Annotated in this window: 22 protein-coding genes; 13 read left to right on the top strand and 9 right to left on the bottom strand. The window is 71.3% G+C overall.

Annotated elements, in window-relative coordinates; translation table 11 throughout:
• The first annotated feature begins 10 nt into the window (after positions 1–10).
• The 3 genes from sbnA (at position 11) to ACFY0F_RS37250 (ending at position 1942) form a co-directional block, all read left to right on the top strand.
• The gene (gene sbnA / locus ACFY0F_RS37240) at positions 11–1045 is read left to right on the top strand and encodes a 2,3-diaminopropionate biosynthesis protein SbnA (RefSeq protein WP_388804928.1); all 1035 of its coding nucleotides are present in this window, start codon (positions 11–13) and stop codon (positions 1043–1045) included.
• Between the two features lie 92 nt (positions 1046–1137).
• Entirely contained in the window at positions 1138–1590 is a 453-nt protein-coding gene (locus ACFY0F_RS37245) for a VOC family protein (protein WP_388805042.1), read from the top strand.
• 181 nt (positions 1591–1771) lie between these two features.
• On the top strand, positions 1772–1942 hold the full coding sequence (locus ACFY0F_RS37250; RefSeq protein WP_388804930.1) for a hypothetical protein: 171 nt from the start codon (positions 1772–1774) through the stop codon (positions 1940–1942).
• Position 1943: 1 nt separating this feature from the next.
• Here ACFY0F_RS37250 and ACFY0F_RS37255 read toward each other — a convergent pair whose 3' ends face one another.
• Positions 1944–2435 (bottom strand): GNAT family N-acetyltransferase, encoded by a 492-nt coding sequence (locus ACFY0F_RS37255; protein ID WP_388804933.1) that lies wholly within the window; start codon positions 2433–2435, stop codon positions 1944–1946.
• A 146-nt stretch (positions 2436–2581) separates the two neighbouring features.
• On the opposite strand from ACFY0F_RS37255, the gene ACFY0F_RS37260 reads away from it, so the two are divergent.
• The 5 genes from ACFY0F_RS37260 (at position 2582) to ACFY0F_RS37280 (ending at position 6658) form a co-directional block, all read left to right on the top strand.
• Positions 2582–2986, top strand: coding sequence for a hypothetical protein (locus ACFY0F_RS37260; protein WP_388804936.1), 405 nt, complete (start codon positions 2582–2584; stop codon positions 2984–2986).
• A gap of 231 nt (positions 2987–3217) precedes the next feature.
• On the top strand, positions 3218–3556 hold the full coding sequence (locus ACFY0F_RS37265; protein ID WP_388804939.1) for an antibiotic biosynthesis monooxygenase family protein: 339 nt from the start codon (positions 3218–3220) through the stop codon (positions 3554–3556).
• Positions 3553–4440: an NAD(P)-dependent oxidoreductase gene (locus ACFY0F_RS37270; protein WP_388804942.1), complete on the top strand. Its 888-nt coding sequence runs from the start codon at positions 3553–3555 to the stop codon at positions 4438–4440. The genes ACFY0F_RS37265 and ACFY0F_RS37270 overlap by 4 nt, the downstream gene beginning before the upstream one ends.
• On the top strand, positions 4437–5420 hold the full coding sequence (locus ACFY0F_RS37275) for an amidohydrolase family protein (RefSeq protein ID WP_388804945.1): 984 nt from the start codon (positions 4437–4439) through the stop codon (positions 5418–5420). The genes ACFY0F_RS37270 and ACFY0F_RS37275 overlap by 4 nt, the downstream gene beginning before the upstream one ends.
• Positions 5417–6658, top strand: coding sequence for a cytochrome P450 (locus ACFY0F_RS37280; protein ID WP_388804948.1), 1242 nt, complete (start codon positions 5417–5419; stop codon positions 6656–6658). The genes ACFY0F_RS37275 and ACFY0F_RS37280 overlap by 4 nt, the downstream gene beginning before the upstream one ends.
• Before the next feature lie 47 nt (positions 6659–6705).
• Here the strand turns inward: ACFY0F_RS37280 and ACFY0F_RS37285 are convergent, their stop codons facing one another.
• Positions 6706–7569 carry a hypothetical protein gene (locus tag ACFY0F_RS37285; protein ID WP_388804951.1) on the bottom strand — a complete coding sequence of 288 codons (864 nt, stop codon included), beginning with the start codon at positions 7567–7569 and terminating at the stop codon, positions 6706–6708.
• Positions 7570–7888: 319 nt separating this feature from the next.
• On the opposite strand from ACFY0F_RS37285, the gene ACFY0F_RS37290 reads away from it, so the two are divergent.
• The 3 genes from ACFY0F_RS37290 to ACFY0F_RS37300 all read left to right on the top strand — a co-directional run bounded on the left by ACFY0F_RS37290 (position 7889) and on the right by ACFY0F_RS37300 (position 11433).
• Positions 7889–9235, top strand: coding sequence for an MFS transporter (locus ACFY0F_RS37290; protein ID WP_388804954.1), 1347 nt, complete (start codon positions 7889–7891; stop codon positions 9233–9235).
• A 73-nt stretch (positions 9236–9308) separates the two neighbouring features.
• Positions 9309–10928: an APC family permease gene (locus ACFY0F_RS37295; protein WP_388804956.1), complete on the top strand. Its 1620-nt coding sequence runs from the start codon at positions 9309–9311 to the stop codon at positions 10926–10928.
• Positions 10929–11169: 241 nt separating this feature from the next.
• A complete protein-coding gene (locus ACFY0F_RS37300; RefSeq protein WP_388804959.1) occupies positions 11170–11433 on the top strand; it encodes a hypothetical protein in 264 nt (87 codons plus the stop codon).
• Between the two features lie 51 nt (positions 11434–11484).
• Here ACFY0F_RS37300 and ACFY0F_RS37305 read toward each other — a convergent pair whose 3' ends face one another.
• Positions 11485–11688, bottom strand: a complete 204-nt coding sequence (locus ACFY0F_RS37305; RefSeq protein WP_388804961.1) for a hypothetical protein — start codon at positions 11686–11688, stop codon at positions 11485–11487.
• Between the two features lie 802 nt (positions 11689–12490).
• On the opposite strand from ACFY0F_RS37305, the gene ACFY0F_RS37310 reads away from it, so the two are divergent.
• Positions 12491–12997 (top strand): ADP-ribosyltransferase domain-containing protein, encoded by a 507-nt coding sequence (locus ACFY0F_RS37310; protein ID WP_388804964.1) that lies wholly within the window; start codon positions 12491–12493, stop codon positions 12995–12997.
• A gap of 68 nt (positions 12998–13065) precedes the next feature.
• The gene (locus ACFY0F_RS37315) at positions 13066–13401 is read left to right on the top strand and encodes a hypothetical protein (protein ID WP_388804967.1); all 336 of its coding nucleotides are present in this window, start codon (positions 13066–13068) and stop codon (positions 13399–13401) included.
• 12 nt (positions 13402–13413) lie between these two features.
• Here ACFY0F_RS37315 and ACFY0F_RS37320 read toward each other — a convergent pair whose 3' ends face one another.
• From ACFY0F_RS37320 to ACFY0F_RS37345, 6 genes are all read right to left on the bottom strand, one after another.
• Positions 13414–15579 (bottom strand): S9 family peptidase, encoded by a 2166-nt coding sequence (locus ACFY0F_RS37320; protein WP_388804969.1) that lies wholly within the window; start codon positions 15577–15579, stop codon positions 13414–13416.
• On the bottom strand, positions 15552–17336 hold the full coding sequence (locus ACFY0F_RS37325) for an N-acetylglutaminylglutamine amidotransferase (protein WP_388804972.1): 1785 nt from the start codon (positions 17334–17336) through the stop codon (positions 15552–15554). Before ACFY0F_RS37325 ends, ACFY0F_RS37320 begins: the two co-directional genes overlap by 28 nt.
• A gap of 246 nt (positions 17337–17582) precedes the next feature.
• Positions 17583–18788, bottom strand: coding sequence for a YbdK family carboxylate-amine ligase (locus ACFY0F_RS37330; protein WP_388804975.1), 1206 nt, complete (start codon positions 18786–18788; stop codon positions 17583–17585).
• A gap of 169 nt (positions 18789–18957) precedes the next feature.
• Positions 18958–19977 (bottom strand): YihY/virulence factor BrkB family protein, encoded by a 1020-nt coding sequence (locus tag ACFY0F_RS37335; RefSeq protein WP_388804978.1) that lies wholly within the window; start codon positions 19975–19977, stop codon positions 18958–18960.
• Positions 19978–20070: 93 nt separating this feature from the next.
• Positions 20071–21135, bottom strand: a complete 1065-nt coding sequence (locus ACFY0F_RS37340) for a sodium:calcium antiporter (protein ID WP_388804981.1) — start codon at positions 21133–21135, stop codon at positions 20071–20073.
• 138 nt (positions 21136–21273) lie between these two features.
• Positions 21274–21684 (bottom strand): Ig-like domain-containing protein (locus tag ACFY0F_RS37345; protein WP_388804984.1); only part of this gene is annotated, 411 nt, incomplete at its 5' end.

A 21684-nucleotide genomic window follows, 5' to 3' on the forward strand; every position in this document is an offset into this window, starting at 1 on the left:
GGAGGCCATCGTGCCAGTCATATCCGAGCCCGCCGGCTTCAACGAGGAAGATCTCTACGTCGACCTGCAGTCGATCTTCGGACGCCCGCTGTTCCTGAAGTGCGAAGGCTTCAATTTCGCCGGCTCGATCAAGCTGAAACCGGCTACGGAGATGGTCGAGGCCGCGGAGCGGGAGGGAACCATCACGCCCGACTCCATCCTGGTGGAGTCCTCGTCGGGCAACATGGGCGTGGCGCTGAGCGTGATCGCGGCCAGCAAGGGCTACCGGTTCCTGTGTGTGACCGACTCGCGCTGCAACCTGTCGACGCGGCTGTTGATGGAGGCGCTCGGCGCCCAGGTCCAGGTCGTCACCGAGCCCAGCCCGGAGAGCGGTTTTCTCGGTGCCCGTCTCGAGCACATCCGCAGGCTGTGCCTGAGGGACAAGCGGTACGTGTGGCTGAGCCAGTACACCAACGCGTACAACTGGAAGGCGCACTACCACCGGACAGCACCGGCCATCGCGCGTTGGTTCCCCCACCTCGACGTGCTGTTCGTCGGTGCGGGTACGACCGGAACGCTCATGGGGTGTGCCCGTTGGTTCCGGCGCTGGCACCGCCCCGTGCGGATCGTCGCGGTCGACACGGTCGGCTCCGTGACGTTCGGCGGAGCGCCGGGGCGCCGGATGCTCCCCGGGCTGGGCATGAGCATCCGACCACCCCTGCTGGACACCTCGTACGTGGACGAGGCGATACAGGTCGAGGAGGCCGACACCATCCGGGCCTGCCACCGACTCGCCAGCCACGGCTTCCTGTTCGGCGGCTCCACGGGCACCGTGGTCAGCGGGGCGATCGACTGGCTGTCCCGGTACGACACCCGGCCGCCCACCGCGGTGGCCATCGCGCCGGACCTCGGCGAGCGCTACCTCGACACCATCTACCAGGCCAACTGGATACACGCCCTCTACGGCGACGACATTCTGCCCGCCGATGCGCGGCCTCACGCCGGTCCCCGTCAAGCCCCGTCGGCACCCTCGGCACCGTCGGTGCGGTCGCCCGGCACACCGTAGGGGGCGTTGCCCGACGGTCACTCGTCGGGGCGGCCAACACGGCGAAAACCGCGCCGAGTTGTCGCGCATAGGACAGTACAGTCGGCCTGGTGATCACTCATCCCAAGATTCAGCTGACCATCGACTGCGCTGATCCCGAGCGACTCGCGGCATTCTGGGCCGCCGCGCTGAGGTACCAAGTCGAGCCACCGCCTGCACCGTTCGCCACCTGGCGGGCGTACTGGCTGGACCAGGGCGTGCCTGAGGAGGAACTGGGCTCGGGCGACTGCAGCGACTCCGTCGTCGATCCGAACGGCGTCGGTCCGCGGATCTGGTTCCAGCAGGTACCCGAGCCGAAGGCCGTCAAGAACCGGCTCCACCTCGATCTGGGTGTGGGCGGAGGGCGCGGCGTACCGTTCGCCACTCGCAAGGAGCGCGTGCTCGCGGAGGTGGAGCGAATCGAGAGCGCGGGCGCGTCCCGACTGCGTGTCCAGGACGCGGAGGACTCGAATTCGTTCGCCGTTGTGATGCAGGACCCGGAAGGCAACGAGTTCTGCGTTCATTGATCAGCTTGGCCCCCGCGTGGCCCGCCGTCCCGGGACCGGCGGGCCGACACCCGGAAGGGCGCCGTCGCGAGGTACCCGGAATCTACGCTTCTGCAAACCGAAACGGAAGCCCCAATTCCTCTTGACCCTTCGACCTGCGCGGAAGCACCCTGAACCCCACGCACCACAAGGGAGCACAGCAATGGGTCGGGCAACCACGACACACCGGGTCGTCGAGTACTGGACGGAGAAGGGCACCCACGTGATCTTTCCCGTCGAGCGGAACGAAGAAGTGGACCGCATGAGCGACGAGCAGCTGATCTCCAGATTCGGGGATCCTGAGGACGGGGCGGTCGCACGCATCGTCCGGTGAATCACTTCAGGTCGCGCTGGAACCAGGTGCCTGACTTGCCGCCGAGGTCTGCCGGGCCGGCCGGGCCGACCGGCACGAACCCGGACTTGGTCAGCACCCTCCGGGACGCGGCGTTCTCGAGTGCGGTGGCCGCACGCAGTGTCCGCAGCCCGTGCCGCTCCGCCGCCAGCCCGCACAGCTCGCGCACGGTCGCGGTCGCCGCGCCGCGGCCGGTGACGTGCTGCGCCACCCGGTAGCCGAGGTGGGCGGTGCCGTCCTCGAGGTCGTACAGGTTGAACCGGCCCGGTACCGGGCCGTCATCGGCGACGAGCACGTAGAAGGCGCAGATGCCGGCCTCCTGCTCGGCCAGCAGGGCGCTGTACCGTTCGGTGAACCGGTCGAAGCAGTCGTCGCCGCGGTCGGGGACCGAGGCAGCGAAGAAGGCACGGTTCGCCAGCTCGAAGGCCAGCACCGCCGGGGCATGACCGGCATCGAGTCGCTTCGGCTCAGGCACCGCGCGACTGTACCCAGGCGGGGCCTTGGGGTCACCCGAGTTTTCCGCTGACCGCTCGAGCCCGCCAGGGCCCGGGTGCGGCTCGGTCGGTCCGCGGCGGGTAGGTTCCCCCAGGAGACGACGCGGCGCGAGCAATCGGGGGGCCCATGACGAACCAGCCGCCGTACGGCCACGAGCAGCCACAGGGTTTCGGCCCCCCACCACCGCAGTACACCCCGGCGCCACCGCAGTACCCCCAGCCGCCGATGCCGCCCCAAGCGGCTCCGTCCGGCCCGGAGTTCATGGCCGTCGACCGCCACAACTCGATCGTGGTCGACGTGGAGGGCGTGGCCTTCGAGGACCACGACGTCACCGCCGAGTTCCCCTGGCAGGAGATCCGCAGTGTCCACTACAGGTCGAGCCCCTCGGGCAAGGCCCTGATGATGGCCGTCGTCCACCTCGACGGCAGGGTCTACGAGTGCGTCGTGCAGGCGAAGCCGCGCGAACTGCTGGGGCAGTGGTTCGCGCAACTGGCGGCGGTGCTGGGGTACTACCGCCCGGCGGGGTACTGAGAGCGGCATTGGGCAGGGCCGGCGCGAGTGGGTCACGACCCGACGCCGGCCTGCTCAGGCTGCTCTCCGGACCGACCGTCGCCCGCACTTCGTCACCCACCCGAATGGACCAACCACACAGCGTGAACCCCTTGTCCCCGCTGGTCCGTCCCCCGTTCGGAGTTGCGTCCGCTCGGAGGACATGAGTCGGTGGGAGTCGTGTCCCACCGGATCCCACCATCAGGAGGAGACATGGGCATCGAGCAGAAGGGCCGTTCGGCCGAGAAGCTGGGCGTCGTCTTCACGGTCCGTGTGATCGAGGGCGGCGAGCAGGGGTTCCTGGAGATGTACGAGGAACTCCGGAAATCCGTCTCGAACACCCCCGGCCACATCGTCGAGAGGCTGGGCGAACCCGTGGACGACTCTCGTCTGTGGGTGATCACCAGCGAGTGGAAGACAGCAGAGCACTTCTTCGCCTGGCAGCAGAGCGAGGAGCACCGCGCGCTGGTGGCCCCGCTGCGCCAGTGGGTCGACTCGACGCAGTCGCTGCGGTACCGGGTCGTCAAGGAGACGCGCGGGGTGTCGTCATGACCCGGGCAACGGACGGGCCCGTCGCCGTCCTCGGTCTCGGCACGATGGGCAGCGGTCTGGCCGCCCGCCTCCTCGACCAGGGCATCGCGGTCCGGGTCTGGAACCGCACCGCGGAGCGGACCGAGCCGCTCGCCGAGGCGGGCGCCCTCGTGGCGGCCCGCCCCGCCGACGCCGTCGCGGGAACGACCGCCGCCATCTGCGCCGTCGCCGACGGCGAAGCCCTGGGCGCGGTGCTGCGGGGACCGGACGGCGTGCTCGCCGACGGCCCCTACCCCGGCGTCCTGATCTGCGCCAGCACCGTCGCCCCCGAAGAGGTCGTCCAGGTGGCCGGGGGCTGCCCGTCGGTCCTGGACGTCGGCATGCTCGGCAACCGCGACCACGCCCGCGACGGCGAACTCCGGCTGTTCGTGGGAGGCGAGGAGCAGGCGTTCGACGCCGGCCGGGCACTGCTGCGCATCCTCGGCAAGGAAGTGGTCCATCTGGGCGCACTCGGCTCCGGCATGCGGGTGAAACTGCTCCTCAACCTGCTGATGGGCATAGAGGTGCAGGCCCTGGCGGAGGCCAGTGAGCTGGCGGCCGCCTGCGGACTCGACCGTCAGCTGGTCCTCAAGACGATCGCGGGCAGCGGCTTCGCCTCGCCGGTCATGGCGTTCAAGTCACGGCGCCTGGCCTCCGGCCGGTTCGACGAGCCGGACTTCCGGCTGCGCCTGATGGCCAAAGACCTCATGCTCGCTTCCAAGCAGGCAGCGGCGGTCGGCCTGCACCTGCCGCTGGCGACAGCGGCGGCGGAGACCCACGTCCGCGCCACCGAGCTCGGACTGGGCGACGAGGACTGTGCAGCGGTCACCCGCGCACTCACACCGGAACCGGGAAGCCACACGTGATCATCGACATCCACGGGCATCTGTCCCCACCCGAAGCGGCCGAACGCTTCCCCATGCCCCCGAGCCTGACCGACGTCGACGGCATGCTCGCCGCTCGCGCCGAGGCCGGGATCGACCTGACCATCATCGGCAGCCCCGTAGGGGCCGGCGCGATGGCGCGGGTCCCGGGCATCGACAACTACACGCAACCACGCGACCGGCTGCGCGGTTTCCACGCCTGGATGTCGGGCCTCATCGCCAGGTTCCCGGACCAGTTGCGCGGATACGTGTACGCCAACCCGTTCGGCGACGACGACCACCTCGAAGGGGTGCGCGAGACCTTGGCGGACCCCGCGTTCGTCGGGTTGATCACCACGTCCAGCGTCCATGGCGAACTGCTCGGCTCCCCGCGCGCCGACTCGTTCTTCGCGCTGGCCGCGGAGGCGGGCGTGCCGGTCCTGGTGCACGCCCCCGCCGAACCGGTCGGCACGGAGCGGGTCGACGAGTTCGGCTTCGTGGAGCAGATCGGCCGGTTCGGCGACGTCACCATGGGCATGGCCATGATCGCCTTCGCGGGGTGGCTGGACAAGTACCCCGGTCTGCGGCTGATCGGTGCGACCGGCGGTGGCGCGATGGCGCTGCTGCCGGAGCGCCTGCAGACGGCGGCGCGCCCCCGGCACTGGGCCGGGGGCGCGCCGCCCCCCGGCCGGGAGGGGGCCACATCCGCCCCGCCCGCGGACGTGGCGCCGGTGTCCGACCCAGCCGCGGCGCTCCGGCGCATGTACGTCGACACGAGCCCGTTCAGCGCGGCGCACCTGAGCCTCAACGCGGAGGTGCTGGGGCCCGAACGGATGCTGTTCGGCACCGACTCCCCGCCGATGGCGGCGCCGCTCGGGGAATTCATCCGCATGATCGAGAAACTGCCGGTCGACAAGGCCTCCCAGCAGCTCGTCCTCGGCGGCAACGCCGAGGCCCTCTTCGACCTCAGGAGTCGTCCGTGACCACCACGCAAGAGGCCGTCACCGCGGCCGAGCGGTGCACCCCGGAGTTCCGGCGGGACCCACACGCGGTCTACGCCCGGCTGCGGGAGACGGCGCCGGTCTGCCCCATGCGACCACCGCACGGCAACGAGACGTACCTCATCACACGGTACGAGGACGCGCGGGCCGCCCTGTCCGACCCACGGCTGAGCAAGGACATGTACGGGGCCATGGACGCCTACCGGAAGATCTTCGGTGACTCGTCCGTCGCGCTGGACGACAACATGCTGAACTCCGACCCGCCCAAGCACACCCGGCTGCGCAGGCTGGTCAACTCGGCGTTCACCCCACGGCGCGTCCAGGCGCTGCGCCCGCGGATCGAGGAGATCGTCGAGCACCTGCTCGACGAGTGCCCGACCCGGGAGCCCTTCGACCTGCTGCCCGCGTTCGCGTTCCCGCTGCCGATCACCGTGATCTGCGATCTGCTCGGCGTGCCGCCCGAGGAGCGCTCGCTGCTGCAGCGGCTGTCCACCACGGTGGCGCAGACCGGTTTCGGCGCGGAGGCCAAGCGGGCCCAGCAGCAGGCGGAGGAGGACCTGCACGCGTACTTCTCACAGCTCGTCGCGGCCAAGCGCGACCGCCCGGGCGACGATCTGCTGAGCGCGCTCACCGCGGTCCGGGACAACGACGGCGGGCTCACCGAGAACGAACTGGTCTCCACCGCGTTCCTGCTGATGTTCGCGGGGCACAAGACGACCGCGTACCTCATCGGCAACGCCGTCCATCACCTGTTGTCCCATCCGGCGCAGCTGCGCGCCGTGCGGGAGAACCCGGAGCTGCTCCGTCCGGCGGTCGAGGAGCTCGTGCGCTACGACGGCTCCGTGGAGAGCGCGACGTTCCGCTACGCCACCGAGGACGTGGAGTACGGCGGGACGCGGATCCCGAAGGGCGCCCTGGTCCAGATCGCGCTCAGCTCGGCCAACCGCGATCCGCGGAAGTTCGACGCGCCGGACCAGCTCGATGTGATGCGGCCCGGCAACGCGCAGGACGCCCATCTCGGGTTCGGGCACGGCAATCACTACTGCCTGGGAGCGCCGCTGGCCCGGTTGGAGACACAGCTGGCCCTCACCGGCCTGTTCGGCCGGTTCCCGAGGATGACTCCGGCCGGTCCCGGCGGTGAGCCGCGGTGGCTGGAGGTGCCCTTCCCGGCCTTCCGCGGCCTCGCGGAGCTGCCGGTCGTGCTCGACCCCGCCGGGTGAGCGACGCGTCGGCGGAGCGGACCCGGGCCACAGACCCGGGCCCGCTCTCATTCGTCGGTTCCGGGCTTGTCGCTCGGCAGTAGCGTCTGGCGTGCCCACAGGCTCAGCAGTACCGTCCCGCCCACCAGCAGTGGCACGGGGTCGCGGGACGTCGGAGCCAACGTGTATCCCAGCGCGGTGACCGTGCACACCACCAGGGGGATGAACGCCGCGGCGCCCTCCATGCCCAGTCGCAGGGTCGGCCTGCCGGCCACCAGGACACTCGCCCCGCCGGGTACCCACGGGCCGGCCGCGACCACCAGCAGTCCGGCGGCGACGCAGGGATCGACCAGCCGGTCCGACATCGGACCCGGGCTGTGCGGGCCGCCCGCCCACAGCCGCAGGGTGTCGCCGAGCAGGGTGAGGGACAGCCCGACGCCCCCTATCCAGAGGGTGGCCCGCTGGTCACCCCGTACGAGACGGCGCAGGGCGAACAGAAAGCTGAGGAAGACGACTTCCGCGCCCCACAGAACCCCGACCATTCCCGTCCCCACCCGCCAGCCGTCACCGGCCTTCCACAGCAGGACCCATCCCGTCATGAACACGGACCCGGCGGTGACGACCCCGTCGAAGAGGCGCCGCAGAAGGACGTGCCGGCCCGCACCCGCATCGGCCGCGACGACCAGACCGGCCATCCCCAGCCCGATCGCGAGCGTCACTCCCATGACCACCATCGAACCGAGCGCATCGCGTCCCCATGCCTGAGGGTGGGCCGAGAGGACGTTGACCGCTCCCCGGTACACGCCCCCGGATGCCCCGGAGCCCGCCAGCAGCAGCAGGCGTCTGCGGACCAGTCCGCCCACGCCGCGCGCGCGAAGCATCAGGGAGACCGTGAGCAGCCAGCAGGCGACGGACGGTCCGGAAGCGACCATCCGTGCCGCCGCACTCCCGGTCGCCCACCGCCCGCTGACGGTCAGCGCCGTTCCCAGGAGACATGCCGCCCCGATCACTCCCCAGGCTTTCGCCGTGGTCCAACGGCAGCGGTCCGCGCGGACTGCGAGTACGTCCGGCGACTTCCCCAATCCCAACATCCGGTGCGCCTTTCAACCGGCCCCCCGTCCGGATCTTCTCGCCAGACCGTAGAAGATCCGCCACCAGCGCCGAACCAAAAGGCCCGCTGATTCACTCGTACTGCGTAAGGCCCGGTTCGGCTCCCCCACCCGGGCGCTCGGGAGGCTCGATAATCGGGACGTGGCACCGCTGCTGGCCGTCTGCACCGGGTACTTCATGGTCATCCTGGACGTCACGATCATCAACGTGGCCGTGCCCGCGGTGGGCCGGGACCTGTCGGCCTCGCTGACCGGCATCCAGTGGATCACCGATGGGTACACCCTGGTCTTCGCCGGTTTCCTGATGACCGGGGGCGCCCTGGGCGACCGGCTGGGAAACCGGCGCGTCTTCTGGTCGGGCGTGGTCGTGTTCACGGTGTCCTCGGCGGCGTGTGCGTTCGCGCCGAGCGCGCCTTTCCTCGTCGCGGCCCGGCTGGTGGAAGGGCTCGGGGCGGCGCTGATCGTCCCCGGCTCCCTCGCCCTGCTCCAGGAGGCCTATCCGGTGCCGGCGGCACGCTCGCGGGCCTTCGGGCTGTGGGGGTCGATGGCGGGCATCGCGGCCTCCGCCGGACCGCTGCTGGGCGGGCTGCTGGTGTCGACGGTGGGCTGGCGGTGGGTCTTCCTCATCAATCTGCCCATCGGTGCGGTGTGCCTCCTGCTGACCTCGCGGTACGTCGCACCCTCGCCGAGGCATGCCGGCCGGGCCCTGGACTGGCCCGCGCAGTGCGCCGTGGTGGCGGCGGTGGCATCGCTGACCGCGGCGCTGAACGAGGCGGGGCGGCGCGGCTGGTCCGACCCCGCCGTCCTCTGCGGGCTGGGCCTGGCCGTGCTGGCCGTCGCGGCGTTCATGGTGCGTGAGCGGCTCGCCCGGTGTCCCGCCCTTGCGCCGCGGCTGCTGCGTTCACGCGCGATGAGCGGCGGGGCCCTCATCGGCCTGCTGTTCAACTTCGGTTTCTACGGCATGGTGTTCACCGCCAGCCTGTACTTCCAGCGCGGGCGCGGCTTCAGTGCCCTGAAGACCGGACTGGCGTTGTTCCCGGCGGTGGCGGTGACCATGTTCGCCTCTGTCCTGTCCGGCCGGCTGACCCGCCGCACCGGTGACCGTCCGCTGGTGATCTCGGGCATGCTCCTGGGCGCCGTCGGGCTGGCCGGCTGGGCCGCGGCGGGCTCCGATCCCGCCTACCCGCTGCTGGTGGCCCCGATGATGGCCACCGGGTTCGGTACGTCCTTCGCGCTCACCGGCTCGACGGCCACCGTGATGGGGGCCGCTCCCCCGGAGTACGCGGGAGCCGCCTCCGCGCTGTTCAACACCACCCGCCAGATCGGCAGTGCCACCGGCGTCGCACTCGGGGGCAGCCTGCTGGCCGTGAGCACCGACTACGGGTCCGGACAGCGCACCAGCATGGCCATCGGGTCCCTCGCCTATCTGACCGCCGCGGTCCTGGCGTGGCTGTGCGTGCCGGCCAGGGCGGACGCGGGCGGTCGCTGACCCGGCCGACCGCGGGACCCACGGTCAAGAGTTGTACATGAACGCTTGTGGGGTTCTGCGGGGCGGCGGATTATTGGCCGAATCCCGCCCGCGCACCAAGAGCACGCAGGAGTTCCCGGTGGCCGCTGGTCAAATAATCTCCGAGCCGGCCGACACGCCGGCAGCTGCCCAGGCGGAGCGGCAGAAGCTGCGCAAGCACTTCGGCCGCTTCGACATCCTCTTCTTCCTCCTCTGCACCATCGTCGGGGTGGACACCATCGGCACCGTCGCCTCGTCCGGTGCCGAGGCCTTCACCTGGCTCATCGTGCTGGCCGTCGTCTTCTTCGTGCCCTCCGCGTTGCTGACCGCCGAGCTCGGGGCCGCGTTCCCCGACGAGGGCGGTCCCTACATCTGGACCAGCCGGGCCTTCGGACGGCTCGCCGGTGCCGTCAACAACTTCCTGTACTGGATCACGAACCCGGTGTGGCTCGGCGGCACGCTGTCCGTTTCCGCCGTCACCGCCTTCACCATCTTCTTCAACGACGGGAAGGACTTGAGCACCCCGGCCTTCTACGCCTTCACCCTGGTGTTCGTCTGGCTGGGCGTGCTCGCCGCGATCCTCTCCTTCGACGTCGGCAAGTGGATTCCCACTGTGGGCGCCTGGAGCCGCTTCGTCCTGCTCGGCCTGTTCACCGTGACCGTCGTGGTGTACGGCATCCAGCACGGCCTGCACGGCTTCGGGCCCGGCGACTTCTCCCCGACGTACGCGGGATTCGTCGGCCTGGTTCCCGTCCTGATGTTCAACTACGTCGGATTCGAGCTGCCGAACACCGCGGGCGACGAGATGACCGACGCCCAGCGGGACGTGCCCTTCGCCATCTTCCGCAGCGCCGGTCTCGCCGTCGTGCTGTACGCGCTGCCGATCCTCGGCATTCTGCTCGTCCTGCCGGTCAAGGCCATTTCCGGCCTGGGCGGGTTCGTCGACGCGATCCGTGAGGTGTTCACCGTGTACGGCGGCCACGTCGCCGCCGACGGCACCGCCACGCTCAGCGGCGCGGGCAGCGTGCTCGGGGATCTCGCCGCGATCATGTTCATCCTCACGGTGCTGTCGTCCGGGGTCACTTGGATCATGGGTTCCGACCGCGCCCTCGCCGTCTCCGGCTACGACGGGGCCGCGCCTCGCTTCCTCGGCGTCATCTCAAGCCGGTTCGGCACTCCGGTACGGGTCAACATCCTCAGCGGAATGGTCTCCACCGTCGTCCTGGTCCTGGCCCACGAAATGACCGGCGGCAGCGCCGCCAAGCTCTTCGGCGCCGTCCTCGGCCTGGCCGTCTCCACCACCCTCGTCAGCTACCTGGGCATCTTCCCGGCGCTCGCGGTACTGCGCCGCAAGGCGCCGGACGTCTCGCGCCCCTACAAGGCGCCCTTCCCTCGCACCATCAGCGTGGTGCTCACCCTGTTGATCCTGTTCGCCAGTGTGCAGCTGGTCGCCCCCGGACTCGGTGACCACTGGTTCGGTTCCGACTACGCGCCGGACGGCTGGAGTTACGGCGAGCGCTGGAAGTACCTGCTGACGGAGGCCGTCCCGCTGGTGGGGTTCATGCTTCTCGGGGTGCTCTTCTGGGCGCTCGGCAGGCCGACCCGTACTTCGTCCGGCGTCAAGTCCCGGCCGGCCGGGCGCGGCGTGAGCGTACGCGGTTCGAATATGCCTTAATATCCAGAACGCCCGGACGGTGCCGCCGAACCGTGAACTGACAGGCGCCTGGCAACCAAGAATCGCGGCCCGCCGGGGCGGAACTTCTGAAGACCGGCCAGTTGCCGTGTGGCCGTGTCGAAATCGGGTGGTGCCGACTGCGCCACTGCTCAGTGGCGGTGGCAACCGCCCGTGGCGCTTCTGGTTGGAGCCGCTGTCCGGCGGCCTCGGTCGCCGGGCCTCTACCTTCAGGGAGGCCTCCATGTCGAAGTCTTCATCCACTGCCTGCGTCGAGCCCGACGCCCCCGGCCCTCGGCGGCTGGGCGGGTCCGAGGCGGTGGTGATCGTGATCATCATCTGTCTGAGCTCCGTGCTGGCAACGGTCGCCGGGATGAGCGTCCCCGACGTGCTGCGGCTGCTGGCCGGAGCCGGTGCGGTCGCTGCCCTCGTGGTCGGCCTGGTCACCGGGGCACCGCTGCGGAGCGTGCGCCGGATGCTGGGCGTACTGCTCGCCCCGCCTGTCTGAGGTGCTTGTCCGGGACTCGCAGGGGCGCGCGCGGGGGCGCGCCCCGGGCAGTCAGCGGCGGGCCGTGGCGCGCTGGGGCGGTGCTAGGCGCACGCGCTTGTCCTCGGGCGCGTTCTCGATGTCGTCGAGTTGCGCGAGGATGGTGCTGCGCAGGTCGTCGTAGTCCTCGAAGCGGTAGTCGTGGAACAGCGTGTAGCCCGTCCACATCAGATTGGCGCACACCCGCGCCGGGACCCGGCCGGTCCGGGCGCCCATGCCGACCAGCGCCACCGATCCGATGCTGCCCGGCGCCGCCTCGTTCTGCCAGTGGATCGCCCGCCGCCCGCCACGCCTCCACCACCTTCGTATTGACGTCGGTCAACACCACCCTGAGCGGCGGCTGCACGCGGTTCACGGTCATCGTCCACACTCCCATCGGGAAACGGTCCTTCCAGCGATCAGGACGCTACGAGGCGCCACTGACAACGCAGTTGGGGAATCTGCGTTGTCGTAACCCGCTGCTAGGGCCTGTCCGGCGGATCAGGTCGCAGGGCACGGGCGGTGCCTCGTCGGCGCTGGTGAGCGGGGCGAATGGGGGTGCCCCCGCGCGAGCTCGTTCGAGCGTGGGGGAGTCGGGAACCGACGACAACGCCGGTGGGGGCACCGCCCGCTCGAGCGAAGCCGAGAGTGGGGGAGGGCGTGCCGAGCCCCGCGTCTGCGGCATGATCCGCCGGACAGGCCCTGGCCTCCCGGCCATGATCGACGACGACGCTCCCGCACAGCCCGACCCGAACGATCCGCCGGCCCTCACCGACCTGTTCAAGGGCGGCGGTGAACCATGGCTTCCGCTGCTGAAGCCGGTCATCGAGGCACGGCCGGACGCGGCCACGTTCATCGGTCCGGGCCGCGGCCCGGACGTCGTTCCCGTCCGCGAACCGACCTTCCAGGCACTCAAGCCCCATCCGCCGCACAAATGGAAGGTCGTCGTCTTCGGCCAGAACCCGTACCCGCGGCCGGAGAGCGCCACCGGCATCGCCATGTTCGACAACACCTGTCTCACGAGTTCGGCAAGCGACGGGTGGACGAGGGGGCCGCGAGGCTGTCCGCGGACGCGGTCGCCGCGCTCTACCTCTACACCTGCGAATCCGCGTTCTACCGGGAGATCAACGCCGTCCTGCGCAACCCGGACCGGTCGAGGGTCGCCCCGTACCTCCCCTATCTGCGGCTGCTGTTCTCGGCGGTGTCGGGGCTTGCGGTCCGTACGGAGCCGTTGTGGCGCGGAGCGCCGCTGGACCTGCGGGCGCAGTACCCGCTCGGGCGGACCGTGACCTGGTGGGGTGTGTCCTCGTGCACGTCCGAGCTCGGGGTGGCACGGGCGTTCCTCGGCGGTCGGGGCAAGCGGACGCTCTTCGAGGTGGAACCCGTACGGGCCGTCGGCATCCGCGAGTTCTCCGCGTTCACGGGCGAGGAGGAGTTCATTCTCCTGCCGGGCACGCAGCTGAAGGTGACGGACGTGAAGGCCGAGCGCGGCGGCCTGTACACGGTGAAGCTGACCGAACTGACCGAGCAGAGCCTCGTCTCCTGACCGGCCGAGTCTCTGAGGCTGCTCAAGTCGCTTGGCAGTCGCGGGACATGACGATCACGATGATCCGCATGACGGAAATCGTGGGACTGAACAGGAAACACAACTTCGTGCTGCTCGTCCGGGACTCGGACGTGATCGCGGCGGCCCTGCGCCAGGCGCTGGCCGAGGCCTCGCCGGAGGACCGTCCGGGCCTGGAGCGTGCCGCCGCACTCGTCGAGTCCACCGCCGCCGCCCCCGAAGGCCGGCTGCGGGCCCGCTGGGTCCGCTCCCGGCTGGCCGCCGTCGGCTTCACGGGTGACATCGCCTCGGTCGCGGCGATCCGTGCGCTGCGTCGGGCGGAGCCCGCACTGAGCCTGCTGGCGGCGGTGCAGCTGCAGAAGGAGGCGGTGGCCCATCCGGAGTGAGGCACACCGCCGTCAGCCCAGCAGGTGTCGTTGCATCCAGTCCGCGGCGGTCCGGCGGAACAGGCGGCGGTTGTCCGCCCGGCGGAAGTCGTGGCCCTCCTCGCGCAGCACCAGCAGTTCCGCGTCCAGCCCGCGCTCCCTGGCCGCCCGTACGAACTGCTCCGACTCCCCCGGTGGCACGTTGGTGTCGTGCTCGCCGTGCACGGCCAGGACCGGGACACGCAGGGCGTCGATGCGGCTCATCGGCGACAGGGCCCGCAGCAGGTCCCGATCGCGTTCCGGGTGCCCGTACTTGTGGGCGGCCGACTCGGCGATCCACGGTTCGGTGCCGGCGAAGAAGGTGTTCAGGTCGGACATCCCGCAGACCGCGACGCCGGTGCGGAACAGCTCCGGATGCCACACCAGGGAGGCCATCACCAGGTATCCGCCGTACGAGCGGCCCATCACCGCGAGGCGCCGGGGATCGGCCAGGCCCTCCACGACCACGTGGGCCGCGCACGCGGCGACGTCCTCGATCGCGGCGAAGCGGCCTTCGCCCAGGTCGGCGTCGACGAAGGAGCGCCCGTAGCCGGAGGAGCCGCGGATGTCGGGGGCGAAGACGTCCAGTCCCCGGCCGAGCAGCTCGTGGTACAGCGGGTCGAGGACCGGGCGCTCCTGTTCCTCCGGTCCGCCGTGCAGATGCAGCACGCAGGGCGCGGGCTCGCCCGGGGGCCGGCCCGGCGCCCGGTAGTACCAGCCACCGAGGGGGAGGCCGTCCCCGGCGACGGGGCGGACAGGGACCGGCCGTACCGGCGGGCGGGTGCCGGGGACCGCGTCCTCGTCGCGCGAGGACCAGGCGGTCCGCAGCGCCACACCCTGGGGCAGCCACCACACGCCGGGACGCCGCCGGGATCCCGACAGTGCCACGACCGGGCCGTCGGGGTCGGCGGTGGGTGCCAGGCGGGTGACCACCTCGTGGGGCAGTGTCACGGCGCGGGACGGCCCGGCCGCCGGAGCCCGGGTCAGGGCCGTGACCTCGAGTTCGCTGACACCGCGCACGTTCCAGGAGAGCAGCGCGCTGCGTCCGTCACGGTCCAGGGCCAGCAGCTCCAGGTCGCAGTCGGCGCGGGCGGCGGCCACGGTGTGCCCCAGACGCTGTCCCCGCGCGTCGAGCCGGAGGGCGACCAAGGCGGCGTACTCGCGGTCGGTGTCGCTGCGCAGCCACACGGTGCGGCCGTCCGGGGCGAACCCGCCGATCCAGGGGTCGCCGTCGGCGACCCGGACCGCGCAGGTGACCGCGCGATCACGAGTGCGCACCACGAGCGCCTCGCGGCGGCCTCGCGGCCCCCTGCGCAGCAGGGCGAACCCGCCGTCCCGGCTCAGGTCGCACACGCGCAGCGTGGGGGCCCCGCGTTCGCTCGCCAGCAGCGTTGGTGCGTTCCCGCCCTCCGGGTCGACCAGGTACGCCGCGAGCGTCCTCGGCTCGGCTTCCCGCAGTGCCACCGTCGTGGTGAGCGGGGTTTCGCCCAGCAGGACCGCACGGCCGTCGCGGCCCCTCCAGTCTCCCGGGCGGGACTGTTCGGGCGGCTCGGACGCCCCGGGTTCGGTGACGGTCACCGCGAGGGCCGAGCCGTCGTGCCGCCAGCAGCCGAGGTACGCGGATGTGCCCGGTTGGCCGCCGGCGAGCAGTCGCCGCCCGGTGCCGTCGGGGCGTACGCACAGTACCCGGTTGAGCTCCCCGCCGCCGGGGGCGGTGGTGTAGGCGATCCAACGGCCGTCCGGCGACCAGGACACCTCGATCACCGGGTCGGGGTCGGCGTCCAGCAGGTGTACCTCCCCGCCGCCGACGGGGCCGGTCCACAGCTGCGGGACGCCGGTCCGGTCGCAGATGAAGGCGATGTACCGGCCGAGGGGGTCCACCGAGGGGTACCAGCAGCCGTGGGCCGTCAGGGGCTGCGGTACGTCGTGCGGTGCGGAGGCGTCCGCGAGGAGTACCGGCTCCGGCGCGGGGTGGACCGCCGCGGCCTGGGCGGGGCGGAGCGGTTCCTCGCCCCGCCCCGCCCGGCCGGGCAGCGGCGCGAGGGCTTCCCCGTCCCCGGTGGTGTCCCCCGCCTCGAGGACCGTGGCGCCGGGCGGAGCCGCCGGACTGCCGCCGCCCGGGCCCGTACCGGTCAGCGGATCCCGTGCGTCTGCAGCCATATCTCCAGCAGCGCTACCTGCCACAGTGTGTTCGCTCCTCGCCTGGTGCGATGCTCGTCGGGTGCCGCCAGCAGATCGGCGACGTACTCCTGGCGGAAGACTCCACGGGTTCTGGCCTCGGGTGCGGTGAGGGCGTCGCGGACCCGCTGCAGCACCGGGCCGGCCATGTGCTTGATCGCGGGGACCGGGAAGTAGCCCTTGGGCCGGTCGACGACCTCGCGCGGCAGGATCTTGCGCCCGGCGGCCTTCAGGACGCCCTTGCCGCCGTCCGCGAGCTTCAGCTCGGGCGGGCAGCAGGCGGCCAGTTCGACCAGTTCGTGGTCGAGGAACGGCACTCTCGCCTCCAGACCCCAGTCCATCGTCATGTTGTCGACGCGTTTGACGGGGTCGTCGATCATCATCACGTGGGTGTCCAGCCGCAGTTCGGCGTCCAGCGCCGTCTCGGCGCCATCGGCCGCCATGTGCTCGCGCACGAACTCCGCGGAGGCGTCGCGGTCGCACAGGAGACCGGGCCGGAGGATGCGTGACAGGTCGGCGTGCGACCGGTCGAAGTAGGTGTCGATGTACGCCTCGGCGGCGCGCTGCCGCGGCACACGCGCCATGGCCGGGTACCAGTGGTAGCCCGCGAACACCTCGTCGGCACCCTGGCCGCTCTGGACGACCTTGACCTCCTTGGCGACCTGCTCGGACAGCAGGTGGAAGGCCACCGTGTCGTGGCTCATCATGGGCTCGCTCATGGCCGCCACCGCATCGTCCAGGGCGCCGGAGACCCGGTCCGAGGGGACCATGAGCTGGTGGTGCCGGGTGTCGAAGTGGCGTGCCACGAGGTCGGAGTAGTGGAACTCGTCCCCCTCCTCACCGCCCTCGGACTCGAACCCGACGCTGAAGGTCGCCAGGTCGTCCTGCCCCTCGTCGGCCAGCAGGGCCACGATGAGGCTGGAGTCCAGGCCGCCCGAGAGCAGCACGCCCACCGGTACGTCGGCGACCATCCGGCGGCGGACCGCGGTGCGCAGGGCGTCGAGCACCGCGTCCGTCCAGTCCTCGGCGCTCATCCGGGCGTGTTCGGGGCGGCGGGTGTAGGCGGGCTGCCAGTAGCGGTGGTCCCGGTGGGTGCCGTCCGGCTCGACGACCCGCACGGTGGCCGGCGGGAGCTTGCGCACCCCCTCCAGAACCGTGCGGGGTGCCGCCACGGTCGCGTGCCAGCTGAGGTACTGGTGCAGAGCGACCGGGTCGAGCGAGGTGTCGACGTCGCCGCCGGCCAGGAGTGCGGGCAGCGAGGAGGCGAACCGGAGCCGGTCCCGGGTCGGGGCCAGGTACAGGGGTTTGATGCCGAGCCGGTCGCGGGCCAGTACCGTCCGCCCGGTGTCCTGCTCGACGATCACGAACGCGAACATGCCGTGGAAACGCTCGACACAGGCGGTTCCCCACTGCTGGTACGCCTTGAGCACCACCTCGGTGTCGGAGTCCGAGAAGAAGTCGTGACCGAGCGCCCGCAGTTCCTCGCGCAGCTCGCGGTAGTTGTAGACACAGCCGTTGAAGACACCCGCGATCCTGGCGCGGGGGTCGGCCATGGGCTGGGCGCCGCTCTCGGACAGGTCGATGATCTTCAGCCGGCGGTGGCCGAGGGCCACCGGTCCCTGGGACCACAGTCCGCGGCCGTCGGGACCGCGGGGCGCCAGCCGGTCGGTCATGCGTTCCACCGCCGCCATGTCCGGCCGTCGGCCCGAGAACCGGATCTCGCCGCTGAGCCCGCACATCAGGGGGCCTCCCTTCGCTGCCCCCCAGGCCGCCCTGGTCGTGTGACGCAGCTGCGCGGCCGGTGCGGGGGCCGGGGCGTGCCGGCTCCGGCGGGGCATGGGTGGTGGGGGGCCGAGGGGTGTTGTGTGCTGAGCATGGCGGTTCGGTTCTCCTTGGTGACGATCACGGCGAAAGACGCCGAAGCGAGTGGCCGGTGGGACGCGGGCCCTGGGCGCGGTGACGGCGAGGCCTGCGGAGTCGGACGATCAGGCGCTCACGCTCGGGGCCGGGGGCCCTCCGACGTACGGGGGGCCTGCGCGGCCGGTGTTCCCGGCCGTGGTGGCGCACGGAGGATGGATGACGGCACGCCGTGCCGCTTGTTCCCCGCGGGTCTCGGCCACCAGCAGGTCGATGGCGGCGAGGAGGTCGGCGCGCTGCGCGGCCTGTCGCAGCCGGTGGGCCGCGCTGCCACCGCGGAGTGCTTCCTCGAGCAGTCCCCGCACGGTGTCCCAGTCGCCGGACGCCTCCAGAGCCGGCCGCAGTCTGCCCACCATGCCGCGCAGCACCACGGGGGCCGGTGCCGCGCACCGGGCCACCGGGTCGACCAGATGTCCTTCCAGACCGGATCGCGCGGCACGCCAGGTAGCGGCCCGCAGCCAGTCGTGCCAGTCGTGGCGGCCGCCGTAGCCGGGGTGGTCCCGGCGCTCCAGGCACTCGCACGCGTCGCGCACCAGGGCGCGGAAGAGACCGGCGACCAGCACCACGGTCTCCACCCGCGGGCAGGCGTCGCAGATGCGCAGTTCAAGCGTCCGCTGGTGCGCCGAAGGCCGTATGTCGTGGTAGACCATGCCGGCGTCACTGATGACTCCCGAGCGGATCAGCTCCGCGAGGGCCGCCTCGTACTCCGCGGCGTCCGCGTAGCAGCCGGCCGGCCCGGCGGTCGGCCAGCGCTGCCACAGCATGGTCCGCCAGCTGGCGTACCCGGTGTCCGCGCCCAGCCAGAACGGGGAACTGGCCGAGAGGGCCAGCAGCGGCGGCAGCCACGGGGAGACCAGGCACATGGCGCGTACGGCGGTGTCCCGGTCGGGCACGTCGACATGGATCTGCGCACTGCAGATGAGCTGTTCGTCGGCGACCAGACGGTAGTCGTCGGCCATGCGCCGGTAGCGGGGATCGGCGGTGACGTCCAGGGAACGGACATGGGCCAGCGGTACCGTACCGGCGGCCACCACCGCCAGGCCGAGCGTGGTGGCCGCCGCGTCGAGCCGGCGCCGCGCCGCGGCCAGATCCTCGTACAGGCCGTCGAGTGTGCCGTGCACCCCGCTGTTGCTCTCCACGACGGTCTGCTTGAGCTCGCTGGTGAAGCCGGGTCTGTCGATGCGGGCGAGCACCTCGCCGGCGCGTGGGACGAGCTGCCCGCTCTCCACGTCCAGCACGTGGAACTCTTCTTCGGCCCCGATACGTGGTGTCACGGCTTCTCCCCTGTACGTGGTCATCGGCCTGGTCAGTGGCCGCCACCAGGTTGACCCGACGGCCGGTGTCCGCCGGTCGGCGTGGTCCGAGTGCCCCGGATCAGCCGTCGACAAGCCCGTTGTGCGGTACTACGTACCGGGACCCTCACAGATGAGCGCGCAGGGGCGGCTACGACGCGTCGCAGTCAGGGGGGTGGTCGTCCGGGGCCGGCCGCGGTGGGCGGCCGAAATCGACCTGTACCTTTTCGAAGCCCTTGAACACCTCGGTGGCGGCGTAGGTCTGGTAGGCACGGCGGTCGCCGGGGCTGAGCCGTACGCGGTCGGTGAAGGGGGTCAGCAGGCTGCGCGGCCACAGCCGCAGGGACCGTACCGCGCTCACCTCCGCTGTCAGCAGGAAGACGAGCGCACCCAGGTAGAGCCAGGCGAGCAGACCGAGGACGATGCCGAACATGCCGTAGGTCGCCGTGGCCCCGCGCAGGAGGTGGCTCACATAGTAGGAGCCGCCCCATTGCAGCACCTGCCAGGCGCAGGCGCCGCCGAGCGCGGCGCCGTACACCTGGCGCAGGGGGAGTCGGCGGTGGGTCAGTACCTGGTGGCTCAGCACGAGCAGGAACGCGTTCAGTGCGATCGCCGCGACGACCGCGGCGGCCCTGGCCCCCGTCGCCAGGCTGGTGCCGAAGACGGTTGCCGTCGACACCACCGTGGAGAGCAGAGTCGCCACGCACAGGCCCACCGCGAGTACGGTCAGGAACAGCAGCCCTTTCAGACGGGAACGCAAGGGATCCGGCCGGGCGTGCCGGGGCACGGCCCATATCTTGTTGAGCGCGTACTGCGCGGCCTGGGCCACTCCGAGAGCTCCGTAGAGGGTGCCCGCCACCCCCAGTCCCAGTGCGACGCCGCTGCCCTGCAAGGAGTGCACGCTCCGGCCGATCTGGTCGCCGATGACCGGGAACTCCCGGAGAGCGGAGTCAAGGAAGCGTTCCTGCATGGTCTGGCTGCCGCTGAGCAGAGCGCCGAGGACGGCGACGAGGATGAGCAGCAGCGGGAAGAGGGACACGAAGGAGTAGTAGGCGAGCAGGGCGGCGAGATAGGTCCCCTGGTCGTCGTAGAACTTGTAGACCACGGCAAGCGGAAACCCCGCCCAGCGGTGGCACCGCTGATACGCGTCGGCTCGTGCCAGGACTCCCATCTCGGTTCTTCTTCCGCCGGCCGGTCAGGACCGGCCCGATGGACATCCGCACCACAACCAGTACCCCGTCCGGGGCGGGAACCCACGGCCGCGCTACGTGGCAATGGTGGCCAGTCCGGCGATGCCGATGAGGTAGACGACGATGGCGGTGATGCTGTCGACCCCCATGCGCGCGTACTGGCGGCGGGGGCGGAAGACGAGCCCCGTCATGTAGACGACGGTGAGGATGATCCCGAGGGCGGTCAGGTAGATGTCGGTGTCGTGCGCGGCCGGCAGGACCGGCTTGCCGGAGATCACGGCTGCGGGGAGGAACAGCACGGGCAGGAAGGCGTTGCCGCCGAAGATGTCGCTGACGGCGAGCTGGTAGTCACCGAGTTTGGTGGAGGTCAGGCCGGTGCTGATCTCGGGAAGAGAGGTCGCCGTGGCCAGGACGGTCGCGCCGAACAGGACGCCGCTCAGACCCTGTCGGCCGAAGAACTCCTCGCCGGTGCATTCGATGACGACGCCCGCGACGAGTGTCGCCAGGGCGGCGACGGCGAAGACGAGCGCGGCACGCCGGGTGCCGACGCCCTGGTCGGTGGCGGCCTTCTCCTTCTTCCCGCGGGAATGTCCGCGCGGCTCGGGCTGGTTGTCCGGTGCGTCGCCGCCCTCGCGCCAGGGCAGTCCGCGGCCGGCCCGGTTGAGCAGCAGCAGTCCGATCAGCCACAGCACGGCGATCGCCAGGGACGCGGGGGCCACCCGGGCCGCGTACAGATCCGGGGAGAGCTGGGTCCCCATGACCACCACGGCCAGGACGACCACCACGAGCGCGCCCTCCAGGACGAGTTGGAGGCTGGCCGCCAGACGGGTCAGCGGGGCCCGGGGCCGGACTCCGGCGGCGTCGAGAACGGCCAGGACGACGGTCTGGATGGCGATCCCGCCGAGGATGTTGCCGACGGCGACGTCGAGTTGACCGGCCAGGGCGGCCGAGACCGTGATGGCGATCTCGGGCAGGTTCGTGGCGACCGCGAGGAGGACGAGCCCGCCCAGCGCGCTGCCCAGGTGGAGACGTTCGGCCAGCACGTCGGTGGTGTCGGACAACTTGATGCCTGCGTACCAGATGACGGCCGCACTGGCCACGAACAACAGCAGCAGCACCGGAGAGCTCAAAGATCCCATGGCGCGGCGAGTACCCCGTGGCGGCGTTGCATGGCATGCACATTCCCCGGGACGTCACACGGGTGACGCTCGGCCGGACTCCCGGTCGAGCGTCACCCCTCGGCGAGGCGCGAGTCGGCTGTGCGACCCGGCTTCCGACTACGCCCCGGATGCGGTGCCGGCGGGTTCGACTACCTGAGTGTCCGTCGCCGTGGCACCGGCGAAGTCCGTGTCCCCGCCGTAGGTCGCGGTGACGGTGTACGGGCTCCCCTCCGCATCGGTGTAGACGTGCGTGGCGGCGGCCACACCGCCCGCCACCGTCGCCGGGACCGTCCCCGACCCGTCGCCGAAGTCGAAGGTCACCGTCCCCGTCGGCGTCCCCGCACCCGGAGCGGTCGCCGAAACCGTCGCGGTCACCGTCACCGACTCGCCCACCACCGACGGATCCGGCGTGGAGGTCACCGTCGCCGTGGTCGCGGCCTGGCCCACCGTCTGCGTGTCCGTACCCGTGGCACCGGCGAAGTCCGTGTCCCCGCCGTAGGTCGCGGTGATCGTGTACGGGCTGCCCGC

This window comes from Streptomyces sp. NPDC001544, assembly GCF_042894285.1.
Lineage (GTDB): Bacteria > Actinomycetota > Actinomycetes > Streptomycetales > Streptomycetaceae > Streptomyces.